Annotated in this window: 12 protein-coding genes; 5 read left to right on the top strand and 7 right to left on the bottom strand. The window is 64.8% G+C overall.

The window, feature by feature from the left end; translation table 11 throughout:
* Positions 1-219: 219 nt before the first annotated feature.
* Entirely contained in the window at positions 220-864 is a 645-nt protein-coding gene (locus EKL94_RS18270; RefSeq protein ID WP_126930131.1) for a TetR/AcrR family transcriptional regulator, read from the bottom strand.
* An 82-nt stretch (positions 865-946) separates the two neighbouring features.
* Between EKL94_RS18270 and EKL94_RS18265 the strand changes: the two genes are divergently transcribed.
* Positions 947-2,476, top strand: coding sequence for an FAD-dependent monooxygenase (locus tag EKL94_RS18265; protein ID WP_126930130.1), 1,530 nt, complete (start codon positions 947-949; stop codon positions 2,474-2,476).
* A 45-nt stretch (positions 2,477-2,521) separates the two neighbouring features.
* On the opposite strand, the gene EKL94_RS18260 is transcribed toward EKL94_RS18265, so the two are convergent.
* From EKL94_RS18260 to EKL94_RS18240, 5 genes are all read right to left on the bottom strand, one after another.
* Positions 2,522-2,767, bottom strand: a complete 246-nt coding sequence (locus tag EKL94_RS18260) for a hypothetical protein (RefSeq protein WP_126930129.1) — start codon at positions 2,765-2,767, stop codon at positions 2,522-2,524.
* A 125-nt stretch (positions 2,768-2,892) separates the two neighbouring features.
* Complete coding sequence (locus EKL94_RS18255) at positions 2,893-3,162, bottom strand: hypothetical protein (RefSeq protein ID WP_126930128.1); 270 nt, start codon at positions 3,160-3,162, stop codon at positions 2,893-2,895.
* An 86-nt stretch (positions 3,163-3,248) separates the two neighbouring features.
* Complete coding sequence (locus EKL94_RS18250) at positions 3,249-3,956, bottom strand: hypothetical protein (RefSeq protein WP_260473461.1); 708 nt, start codon at positions 3,954-3,956, stop codon at positions 3,249-3,251.
* Between the two features lie 70 nt (positions 3,957-4,026).
* On the bottom strand, positions 4,027-4,503 hold the full coding sequence (locus EKL94_RS18245) for a hypothetical protein (RefSeq protein WP_099550986.1): 477 nt from the start codon (positions 4,501-4,503) through the stop codon (positions 4,027-4,029).
* Between the two features lie 94 nt (positions 4,504-4,597).
* Positions 4,598-5,836 (bottom strand): NADH:flavin oxidoreductase/NADH oxidase family protein, encoded by a 1,239-nt coding sequence (locus tag EKL94_RS18240; protein ID WP_126930127.1) that lies wholly within the window; start codon positions 5,834-5,836, stop codon positions 4,598-4,600.
* An 89-nt stretch (positions 5,837-5,925) separates the two neighbouring features.
* Here EKL94_RS18240 and EKL94_RS18235 point away from each other — a divergent pair, with 89 nt between their 5' ends.
* The gene (locus EKL94_RS18235) at positions 5,926-6,405 is read left to right on the top strand and encodes a MerR family transcriptional regulator (protein ID WP_126930126.1); all 480 of its coding nucleotides are present in this window, start codon (positions 5,926-5,928) and stop codon (positions 6,403-6,405) included.
* Between the two features lie 16 nt (positions 6,406-6,421).
* Here the strand turns inward: EKL94_RS18235 and EKL94_RS18230 are convergent, their stop codons facing one another.
* Positions 6,422-7,633: an MFS transporter gene (locus EKL94_RS18230; RefSeq protein WP_049448503.1), complete on the bottom strand. Its 1,212-nt coding sequence runs from the start codon at positions 7,631-7,633 to the stop codon at positions 6,422-6,424.
* Positions 7,634-7,868: 235 nt separating this feature from the next.
* Between EKL94_RS18230 and EKL94_RS18225 the strand changes: the two genes are divergently transcribed.
* The 3 genes from EKL94_RS18225 to EKL94_RS18215 all read left to right on the top strand — a co-directional run bounded on the left by EKL94_RS18225 (position 7,869) and on the right by EKL94_RS18215 (position 10,716).
* Positions 7,869-8,126 carry a hypothetical protein gene (locus tag EKL94_RS18225; RefSeq protein ID WP_029379975.1) on the top strand — a complete coding sequence of 86 codons (258 nt, stop codon included), beginning with the start codon at positions 7,869-7,871 and terminating at the stop codon, positions 8,124-8,126.
* A gap of 36 nt (positions 8,127-8,162) precedes the next feature.
* Positions 8,163-9,842, top strand: a complete 1,680-nt coding sequence (locus EKL94_RS18220) for a type IV secretory system conjugative DNA transfer family protein (RefSeq protein ID WP_126930125.1) — start codon at positions 8,163-8,165, stop codon at positions 9,840-9,842.
* Positions 9,843-10,269: 427 nt separating this feature from the next.
* Positions 10,270-10,716 (top strand): hypothetical protein, encoded by a 447-nt coding sequence (locus EKL94_RS18215; protein WP_010484845.1) that lies wholly within the window; start codon positions 10,270-10,272, stop codon positions 10,714-10,716.
* Positions 10,717-10,753: the final 37 nt, after the last annotated feature.

Genomic DNA, 10,753 nt, shown 5'->3' with positions numbered 1-10,753 from the left:
TAGCTACAATTTTGAACATCACTGCAGTCATCTTTTGTAGTTTCTGCTACTCTTTGTTTCATCAAATCGCGGCGAAGCCACGGAAACCGCGAGGTGAGGTCCGCGGGAGGGTTAGGTTGTGTAAAAGGGCAGGGTAAGGGCATTGGGGGGGAGGGTCATGGTCTGCAAATGAGAAAGATTAGCATTTGCAACACTTCGCAACCTATCCCCCCGAATGCGCTATGGACGCGCGCCGGGGTCCGTATATGGGGTGCCCGCCAAGGCCACCAGTACCCCGGTGGCGCCGCGCACGATCAGCTGCCGCATGGCCTCGCGCGGGTCCTCGCCCCGAAGCTGGCTTGCCAGTCCTTTCTCATAGGCCGTCACCATCGACGCCAGCAGCATGGCCGCGCCCAATCGCGCTTCGGCGTCATGTGCAGGCCGGCCGACAGCGTCGGCCATCAATCGCGCCAGATCGTCAGTCAACTGCGCCTGCAGCCGTCGCGCGTGCGCGACCAGTACCGGGCTCTCCGCCACGGTGCCCCAGAAGGCGGTAGCGCCGGTATTGATGCGCAGCAGCGGATGACCGGCCTCCAGCAACTCACGAACGAGTGACTGGAAGGCGGCGAGCGGGGTCATGCCGCTGCGCGCCATCATGCCCTCGCGCAGCAGCGTGCGCGCCTCCTCATCGCGATCGAACACCAGGTCTTCCTTGCTGGCGAAGTAGTTGAAGACCGTCTTGCGTGAGACGCCCGCGGCTTCGGCGATCTCGGACATGGAGACGGCCTCGAAGCCACGCCGGATGATCAGCTCGGTGGCGACGTCCGAAATCGCTTGTCGGGTCTCGGCCTTGCGTTGTTCGCGACGGCCTGGAGGCGGGGTCATGAGCGGTTCACTTGTGGAAACGTACACCGAGTGTAACATTTGACCCGCCAGAGCGCCGACCCGGTGCTCACAAGGATTCCCCATGCTGTACGACGTCGTCATTGCCGGTGCCGGCCCGGTTGGCCTGTTCCTGTCCTGCGAACTGGCCCAGGCCGGGTGTTCGGTGCTGGTGCTGGAACAGGCCGGGTCCGCTGATTCGCCGTTGAAGCGCCTGCCATTCGGGCTGCGCGGCCTGAACGCCCCCACGCTGGAGGCACTGGATCGGCGCGGCCTGTTGGACGCGGTCGCCGCGACACAGGTGCTCAAGCCCGACAAGGGCGCGCCGCCGCCCGGCACCGCTCATTGGCTGGCGCAACCGCGGGCGTTGGGCGGCCACTTCGCCGGAATACCGTTTGCGTTGGACGACGTCGACCGCACGCGCTGGACCTGGCGCCTGCCGACGCCGGTGGGCACCCAGATGGCGCTGGAATTGCAGGCCCTGGAAACGGTGCTGGCCGAACGTGCGACCACGCTGGGCGTGCGCATCGAACGCGGGCGTGCGGTACAGGCGGTGCGCGCCGGTGCAACCGAAGTGGAGATCGAGACCGCTGACGGAGTGGTACGTGGTTGCTGGCTGGTAGGTTGCGACGGAGGCCGCAGCACGGTGCGCAAGCAATGCGGTTTCAGTTTCATCGGCACCGATCCCGAATTCACCGGTCATTCGCTGCTGGTCGATCTGGAGGATCCCGGCGTGCTGACCCCGGGCCGTCAGTACACCGCGCAGGGCATGTGCAATTTCAATCCACCCGGTGTGCTCGCGCTTGCCGATTTCGATGGCGGTGCCGGGCATCGAAAGCCTCTCGCGCTGGACGAAGCGCAGTCGCTGATGCGGCGTGTGTCTGCCCGCGACGTGACCATCACCGCGCTGCATCTGCACAGTTCCTGGACCGATGGCGCGCGCCAGGCCCGCGCCTATCGCAACGGCCGCGTGTTGCTGGCAGGCGACGCTGCGCATGTGCATTCCCCGTTGGGAGGGCAGGGCCTGAATCTGGGCATCGGCGATGCGATGAACCTGGGCTGGAAACTGGCCAGTGTGGTACGCGGTGACGCTGGCGTGGCGCTGCTGGACAGTTATCACGCGGAACGGCATCCGGTTGGCGCCAGAGTACTGGACTGGTCGCGCGCGCAGGTTGCATTGATGCGTCCTGGCGCCGGTTCGCGCGCGTTGGCGGCGGTGATGGCCGATCTGGCCGGCACCCGCGATGGCGCCACCTATCTGGCCGAACGGGTGTGGGGCGTGTCGCAACAGCTCGATCTGGGCGATGGCCATCCACTGGCCGGTCGCAGCGTGCCGGACTTCCTGCTGGCCGATGGTCGCCGCATGGGGCAGGTGCTGAGGAACGGGCAGGGGGTGTTGCTTGTGCTCGATGAGAACGGCGCTTCGTACGACTCCGTCGACCGTTGGCGGCAGCCGATTACCCGCATTGCCTCGGCGGTGGACGATGCGCTGGGCCTGGGAGCGGTATTGGTGAGGCCCGATGGAACTGTCGCGTGGGCCTGCGATGCGGGAGGCGATCAGGCAGGGTTGCGCCAAGCGTTGCAGCGCGGGTTCGGACTGCCGGAGGCTGGCTGACGTACAGGGCGGAGGCGCAGCCGACGTGGGCTGCGCCGGGTGCGGTTACAGATCCTTCTTCTTGCCGCTCAGGTCGATCGGCCTGTCACTGCCCTTGCGCTCGCTCGACCACACTTCCATGCTCTTGTTGCAGCGGCTTTCGCGGGCCGCCACTTCGCGCGGCAGGTCCTTCAGATGCGGCGACTCCTGGCAGGCCTGATGCATGTTGCTGTCGTCATAGGTGGCACAGGCGCTGAGCGAGGCCAGGGCAACGGCGGTGAGGGAGGCGCGAAGCAGGGGCTGCAGGTGCATGGGGAGGTCTCGGGTGGTGCCGGGCTGGCCATGGAATTCAAATCTGTGACCCCGGGCGCGCGCAATCCGTCCAATCACACTTGTTATTCTGTAACAGATGCGCGATAGTCCGGCGCCTGCTGCTGTCAGGCGACGCAGATCATCAGGATCATGCTCAGCGCCAGCATCAGCACGAATACGCGCCGGCTCAGCGCAAGGCAGGCCAGGCAGGCGGCCAGTGCCCAGGCAGCCAACAGCGCGCAGGCCAGCAGCCACAGCCCGATCACCATCAAGGATCCACTCGCCAGTGCGGACAGTGCGATCGCCTTGAACAGCGTCACGCCCAACACACTGCCGAGTACACCGGCCTGGAGTGCGATGGCATCGTGACGGGCAGGGGCGGGCGCGTGAAGCATGGCGGCTGGATGGTTCCAAGCGTGAGCGGCGCGCGTACTGTGCCCGAATGCACATCCACGCCATGTGTACTTCGCCGACGACGTGATCAGTGACGGCGGCGCGACAGCAATAGCCCAATGCCCACCACGGGCACGATTCCAAGTATCGGTGCTTTGTACAACGGCCAGCCATGCAGTACGCCCGTGATCACCAGTGCCGCCGTCGCCAGCAACAGGGCCGCACCCCAAGCGCGTGCGGGCCAGGCGCCGAAGAAGTGGCGACGTTGCGGAGCGGCGGCAGCATTGGCGGGCCGCTTCGCGAGAGCCTCTGCCAGCGCGTCCCGGAAGGTTGAGAAATCATGCATCGATGCCCGTGTGCGCTGGAGCAGCACGCTCGGTCCATCGATCAGGGTCAGATCAACATGATCGTCCAGGTTGTAGGACCGGATCTGCTTGAACGTGAGAGGAGCACGGTTCTGGAATACCAGACGATCATGTTCCAGTGCCACCCGGTCCCGTCGTGGGGAATAGACAACGAAGGCGAGGATCAGCGGCGACAGCGTGAAAAGCGCTGCTGCGCCCAGTGCCGGAAAAGGTCCAAGTCCGGGCGCGACGGCGAACAGGAGTATTGCCAGTGGTCCGGCTCCAGCGGCAACGATGGCGTACTGGTGATAGCGCTTGAAGATACGTACTTCGCTGCCGATTTTCCGCGGCCGGGCGGGGAGGCGGGAGTGGGCGATGGGTAACTTCATGGACTGTGTTCGATCACGGCTTTCCGGCAAGAGAGCGTGGCGTCGCGTTGCAATGAAGTCCATGCAACTATTCCGAATCCACCCTTGCTGGACCTCTGTGTGAGTCCTCGTGCGCCTTCGCCCACGCATCTGCTCAGTCGAACTCACCCTCAGCCGATTCCAGCCGTTGCCGGTAGGCAGCGCGGTGCTGATACAGGCGCTGGCATTCGGCCGACCTGTGGATGCGACTGCCGGGTTCGTTGGCTACCGAGTCGCACATCCGCGCAATATGGTTGTTCTCTGCCAGTTCGGTGACGAAGAACACGGCGGTGATGCCGGTACCGAGCAGCACGACATAGAGCAGGCGGCTGAGCCAGCGTGACAGCTTGCGCTCGAAGTGCTGCTGGATGGTCAGGTCGAAGCGGATGATGCTGAGCACGATCCAGATGATCGCGACCAGGAAGCAGAGCGTGGGCAGCAGGCCGCGCCAGAGTCCGGCCTCGTAGACCGATTCGTTGTAGTGGACAGCCGCCCCGGCACCGGCGATGGCGATGGCAAGTGCCCAGTTGCGGCCCAGCGAGAGCAGGTCGTCGAGCAGCTTCTCGCGGTTCTTGGTCGATCCTGCTGCCACGTGGGTTCCATCTCCATGCTGCGACCGGCGGCGGAACTGCCGCCGATCCTGCAGATGGTGGAGCATCGCTGCGGCGATGAGAAGACCGCGCGGCTCAATGTGCGATGGCGCGGGCGCCGATCCAGCGCCGGTAGCGGCGGGTCCGACACTTTGCGGCCGCCTGTGCCAGCAGCAGGGCCCATACCGGTGAGACCGTGGGTGCGGTGGGGCGGCGCCGGCTCAGCCGGCCCAGCTGATACTTCACTGCGGCCATGTGCGCACTGGCCGCCAGCGGCTTGCTGCGCCAGTTGATGTTGCGCAGTGTCGGCACCGGATCGCGGCCCTGCTGCCAGTGCTGTGGCAGATCCGGCTCGATCGCCAGCGCGGTGGCGATGCCGACCATGGCCACGCCGCTGGCCAGCACCTGCTCTGCCACTTCGCGGCGGCGGATGCCGCCGGTGACCATCAGCGGCATCGTTGCCACCGTGGCGATCTCGCGTGCGAATTCGAGGAAGTACGCTTCGCGGGCCACGCTGCGTTCGTCGCGTGCGGCGCCGGTCATGGCCGGTGCTTCATAGCTGCCGCCGGACAGTTCGACCAGATCCACGCCGAGGGGCGCCAGCATCTCCACCACTTCGCGCGCGTCCTCGGGCGAGAATCCACCCCGCTGGAAATCGGCGGAGTTGAGCTTCACCGCCACCACGAACGTGGGCGCCACGGCCGCGCGTACACCCTGCACGATCTCCAGTAGCAGGCGCGCACGGTTCTGCAGGTTGCCACCCCAGCGGTCGTCGCGGTGGTTCGACAGCGGCGACAGGAACTGGCTGAGCAGGTAGCCGTGCGCGGCATGGATCTCCACGCCACTGAAACCGGCGCGTTCGGCCAGTTCGGCACTGCGGATGAAGCGCGCGATCACCGCGTCGATGTCGTCCTCGGTCATCGCCTTCGGCGGTGCGAACTGCTTGGACAGCGCACCCATCTGCAATGCGACGGCTGACGGCGCGAGCGCAGGCTGGCCGAGTGCGGCCGGCATCTGCCGCCCCGGGTGATTGATCTGCATCCACATCTGCGCACCCCTGGAGCGGGCAGCGTCCGCCCAGGCGGTGAAGCGATCGAGGTGACGGTCGTCTTCCAGTACCACGCCGCCGGGCCCGGTCATGGCGCGCCCATCGACCATCACGTTGCCGGTGATGATCAGCCCGGCGCCGCCGTCGGCCCAGCGCTGGTACAACTGCAGCAGCGCTTCGGAGGGGGCGTGGTCGGCGTCGGCCATGTTTTCTTCCATCGCCGCCTTGGCGATGCGGTTGCCGATGACGGCACCGGAGGGTAGTGCCAGGGGCGAGAACAGCGACATCGGACAGCTCCAGGACAGGGGAATGGCGCTACGCTAACCTTCAAGTTTGATTGAAGGTCAACAGGTTCCGATGTCGAGGATTCAGTCAGATGAAAATCGGTGAGCTCGCCCGCCGCACGGGCCTGGCAGCGTCGCGCATCCGCTTTTACGAGGAGGCCGGGTTGCTGGTGGTCCAGCGGCAGGCCAACGGCTACCGCGACTACCCGGAACAGGCGGTGCTGCTGCTGGAGCTGATTACCGGTGCGCAGCGCGCCGGCTTCAGCCTGGAGGAAATACGCGCCTTGCTGCCACCGGACATGGGCCAGTGGCAGCACGACGCATTGATCTCGATGCTGCAGCAGAAGGTGGCCGACATCGAGGCGCTGCAGTTGCGGCTGGCACAGAGCCGGGCGCACCTGCGGGCCCTGATCGAGGACATCCAGGCGCGGCCGGAGGGCATCGACTGCGCGGCCAATTCGCGGCGGGTGCTGGACCGCGTGCAGCGCGGTGAGCTGGCGCGACCGACGCTGGTGGCCGGCGATACGGCGTTGCTGCGGCCGGATCGTCGCCGCCGCGCGGGCAGCAACTGACGATCCGGCGCGAAGGTCAGTGGCTGCCCACGCCGGCTGCCTTCCGCTTCTTGTCCAGCATCACCGCCACGCACCACAGCAGCAGGCCGCCGATCGCGGTGGCTGCACCGACATAGCCGGTGCTGGCCGGGCTGAAGCCGGCGCTGATCGCCATGCCACCCAGCCACGGGCCGAGTGCATTGGCGGTATTGAAGGCGGCATGGTTGGAGGCAGCGGCCAGGGTCTGCGCTTCGCCGGCCACGTCCATCAGGCGCGTCTGCAGCACCGCCGCCAGCGCGCCCATGGTGCCGACGGTAATGATCATCGGGCCGATGGTCCACACCGACTGCGCAGCCAGCGGATACAGCAGCAGCATCACGATCGACCACAGCAGCACCACCGCGGCGGCCTTGAAGTGGAACTTGTCGACCAGCCAGCCACCGGCGATGTTGCCGATGATCGCGCCGATGCCGAACACGCCCACCGCCAGCGGCATCCAGGATTCGGCTACGCCGGTGACCTGCACCAGGGTCGGTGCCAGGTAGGTGAACACGCAGAACATGCCGGCGAAGCCAACGGCGCCGATCGCCAGCGCCAGCCACACCTGGGTGGTGTTGAAGGCGCGCAGTTCGCGCATCGGCGAGGTGCGCACTTCGTCCGGATCGGGCAGCAGGAAGCGCGCGATCATCGCCACGGTGGCTATCGCCAGCACGCTGACCAGGGCAAAGGCGGTGCGCCAGCTCAGCTGCTGGCCCAGCCAGGTGGTCAGCGGATTGCCGACCAGGATCGCAATCGACAGGCCCAGCAGTACCCGCGACATCGCCTGGCCGCGCTGGCCGGCCGGGCTGATCGCCGCCGCCACCAGCATCGCCACCCCGAAGTAGGCGCCATGCGGCAGGCCGGCGACAAAGCGCGCGATCAGCATCGTGCCGTAGTTCGGTGCCAGTGCGCTGGCCAGGTTGCCGACAGCATAGAAGCCCATCAGTGCCAGCAGCAGCTTGCGGCGAGGGAAGCTGGCACCCACGAAGGCGAGGATCGGCGCACCGACCACCACGCCGATGGCATAGGCGCTGATCAGGTGGCCGACCTGGGTTTCGGAGATCGACAGGCCGCGGCTGATCTCCAGCATCAGACCCATGCTGGCGAATTCACTGGTGCCGATGGCGAAGCCGCCCAGGGACAGGGCAAGGATGATCAAGGTGCGCTGACGGGGCGTCAGCCGCGCAGCCAGGGAAGAGTTGGGGCTCATGCGGGGGCGCGATGGGGGCGGGGAGCTCGCCATTGTACTGCTGCACCGCAACAGCAGCAGCCACGCTGGGGGTAAATCAGCGTTTGATCGATGGGATTGCGGCACGCCGGGCATGGGCTCGGTATGACAGCCGGTTCGGCGCACTGTTGTCGGCGCCCTGCATGTAATGACGACATGGACGTCGGCATGATGCGAAACACAGGGGCTGCGGAATGCTGGAACAAGGGGGATGTCGATGCAGGAGTTCAGGCATGTGCTGGAGACGCGCGGCCGCTATCAGCTGGTAGCGGTGTCCTACGCGCCGGTGTACGCTCCGGGCGATGTGGTCGGCCATGCGGTCGTCGCCGACGATGGGGATCGTCTGACCGACCTGGTGTCACTGGCCGAAGCGCGCCAGCTGCTGTTGCAGCGGGTGCGTGAAGAGGGCGAGGAGCCCGGGCTGGAGAACGAAAACCACCTGCGGAAGAAGGCGTCGCGCTGGCGCCGCCGCTAGGCCGTCGCGCCCTCGTGCGCATCATGGAGGATTCGGGTGTTGCCCAGTAAGAAGTATCTGCTCATCGCCATCATCACGCTGGCGACCCTGCTGCTTGGTTTCGTGTTTTCCGGTTACCTGACCCTGCTGTTGCTGGGGCTGGACACCAAGCTGTTCACCTGGAACACCTATTACCAGTATTTCAATGCACTGGACCAGCCACAGGTCGCGCCGTTCGTGGGCAAGATCAAGTGGGGCGGCTATCTCGGTTTCGGCCTGCCGTTGCTGGTACTGGTGGTGACCGGCCTGGTGCTGCTGCTGAAGAAGGACAAGCGCTCGCTGCATGGCGACGCGCGTTTCGCCACCGGCGCCGACCTGTCCAAGCACGGCATGTTCAAGAAGACCGGCCAGAGCATCGTGGTCGGCAGCCATGGCGGCAAGCTGGTGCGGCTGGACGGCCAGCAGTTCGTGATCCTGGCGGCACCCACCCGTTCAGGCAAGGGCGTGGGCGTCGTCATCCCGAACCTGCTGGAGTACGGCGAATCGCTGGTGGTGCTGGACATCAAGCAGGAGAACTTCGACCTGACCAGTGGCTGGCGTGCCAGCCAGGGGCAGGAAATCTACCTGTTCAATCCCTTCGCCGAGGATCGGCGCACGCACCGCTGGAACCCGCTCAGTTATGTCTCCGATGACCCGGCGTTCCGGGTGTCGGACCTGATGAGCATTGCCGCGATGCTGTATCCGGATGGGGCCGAGGACCAGAAATTCTGGGTCAGCCAGGCGCGCAACGCGTTCATGGCCTTCACCCTGTATCTGTTCGAAAACTGGGACGACGAGCGCAGCAGCGGTTTCCCGGGCGGCTCGGGCACGCCCACGCTGGGCGCTGTCTACCGGTTGTCATCGGGCGACGGCACCGATCTGAAGAAGTACCTCAAGGCCCTGTCGGAGCGGTCGTTCCTCAGCGCCAACGCGCGTTCGGCGTTCGCCAACATGCTGTCCCAGGCCGACGAGACCTTCGCTTCGATCCTGGGCACCTTCAAGGAACCGCTCAATCCCTGGATCAACCCGGTGCTGGACAAGGCCACCAGCAGCAACGACTTCCTGCTGACCGACGTGCGCAAGAAGAAGATGACCATCTACATCGGCATCCAGCCGAACAAGCTGGCCGAGAGCCGGCTGATCATCAATCTGTTCTTCAGCCAGCTGATCAACCTCAACACCAAGGAACTGCCCAAGTCCAACCCGGACCTGAAGTACCAGTGCCTGTTGCTGATGGACGAATTCACCTCAATCGGCAAGGTCGAGATCATCGCCTCGGCGGTGTCCTACATGGCCGGTTACAACATCCGCCTGCTGCCGATCATCCAGAGCATGTCCCAGCTTGACGCCACCTACGGCCGGGAAGTGTCACGCACGATCATCACCAACCACGCGCTGCAGATCCTGTACGCGCCGCGCGAGCAGCAGGACGCCAACGACTACTCGGACATGCTGGGCTACACCACCATCCGCAAGAAAAACGTCACCCATGCCCGCGAGAAGACCCACAACTTCACCGAAGAGCGGCGTGCACTGATGCTGCCGCAGGAGCTGAAGGCGATGGGGCCGGACAAGGAAGTATTCCTCTACGAGGGCATACCGCATCCGGTGAAGTGCGACAAGATCCGCTATTACAAGGATCGCTATTTCACATCGCGGCTGCTGCCGAAGGTCGACGTTCCGATGCTTAACGTCTAATTCACGTCGCTAAATTTGTGACGTAGATTCATATTCACTGACGTGAAACCGTGAGCTGAGTCAAAAATTAGGCATCTGTTCATGGATTTTCAGACTTGTCTGACATGGAATTGACGCGTGGTTGTGTAACTCTGTGTTCGTCATCCAGAAGTGTGTGCTGGATGGCAAAAGTTGTAACGCAGGGTGGCCAGGAGTTTGTGCCATGGAAACAAGGATGGTTTCGACGTTGGTGAGGGTGTGCGGGTGTGTCGTCGGCAATGTCTGGCGGCCCCGCGACCTGGTTGGCAGTTTTCGGGCTGCAGGGGAGCCGGGGCAGGTGTGCTGCATGCCAGCGCGTCTCCCCGATTCCGGCGTGCGCCATGCAGCGCCGGACGGCCAGGGAACCAACGCTCGGGACTGCTTTTTCGTACGTCAAAGTGAAGCCCGTATGAATCAGGCGTTTATCGCGAAAATCTCCATCGCCGCAGTCGCGGCGCTGATGGTGGCAGGGTGTGCCACCAAGTCCGCCCCCGATTTCGGTGGGCGCTGGAAGCCGGTCAACCGCTTTGCCGTGGCGACGACCGAGATCCCGCTGTATTCCAGCTACGTCTACCAGGCCTCGCCGATGGATGGCACGCTCAAAGCCATGCTCGAGCGCTGGGCCAAGGATTCCGGACGAACACTGGACTACCGCCTCAACTCGGACTTCACGCTGTACGGCGCGGTCTCGAAGATCGACACCACCAATGCGCAGCAGGCCGTGATCGATCTGACTTCGGCGTATTCGGCGCAAGGCATCTCCGTCTCCATTGTTGGCAACCAGATCGTTGTGCAGAGCGCTGGCTCGACGCCCACCGCGTCGGCGCAGGGCGCTGATTCCAACAGCGGCACCTGAGTCCACCTCGAAACCATCGAACGTGCCGCTCCCCGCG

The sequence above is a fragment of the Stenotrophomonas maltophilia genome, from assembly GCF_003970865.1.
Taxonomy (GTDB): domain Bacteria; phylum Pseudomonadota; class Gammaproteobacteria; order Xanthomonadales; family Xanthomonadaceae; genus Stenotrophomonas; species Stenotrophomonas maltophilia_AR.
Note: the sequence above shows the minus strand (reverse complement) of the source record. Positions and strands in the feature narration are given on the sequence as shown.

Coding starts and splice junctions, on each gene's coding strand:
- EKL94_RS18270 (WP_126930131.1), bottom strand. CDS start 864: ATGACCCCGCCTCCAGGCCGTCGCGAACAACGCAAGGCCGAGACCCGA.
- EKL94_RS18265 (WP_126930130.1), top strand. CDS start 947: ATGCTGTACGACGTCGTCATTGCCGGTGCCGGCCCGGTTGGCCTGTTC.
- EKL94_RS18260 (WP_126930129.1), bottom strand. CDS start 2,767: ATGCACCTGCAGCCCCTGCTTCGCGCCTCCCTCACCGCCGTTGCCCTG.
- EKL94_RS18255 (WP_126930128.1), bottom strand. CDS start 3,162: ATGCTTCACGCGCCCGCCCCTGCCCGTCACGATGCCATCGCACTCCAG.
- EKL94_RS18250 (WP_260473461.1), bottom strand. CDS start 3,956: ATGGACTTCATTGCAACGCGACGCCACGCTCTCTTGCCGGAAAGCCGT.
- EKL94_RS18240 (WP_126930127.1), bottom strand. CDS start 5,836: ATGTCGCTGTTCTCGCCCCTGGCACTACCCTCCGGTGCCGTCATCGGC.
- EKL94_RS18235 (WP_126930126.1), top strand. CDS start 5,926: ATGAAAATCGGTGAGCTCGCCCGCCGCACGGGCCTGGCAGCGTCGCGC.
- EKL94_RS18230 (WP_049448503.1), bottom strand. CDS start 7,633: ATGAGCCCCAACTCTTCCCTGGCTGCGCGGCTGACGCCCCGTCAGCGC.
- EKL94_RS18225 (WP_029379975.1), top strand. CDS start 7,869: ATGCAGGAGTTCAGGCATGTGCTGGAGACGCGCGGCCGCTATCAGCTG.
- EKL94_RS18215 (WP_010484845.1), top strand. CDS start 10,270: ATGAATCAGGCGTTTATCGCGAAAATCTCCATCGCCGCAGTCGCGGCG.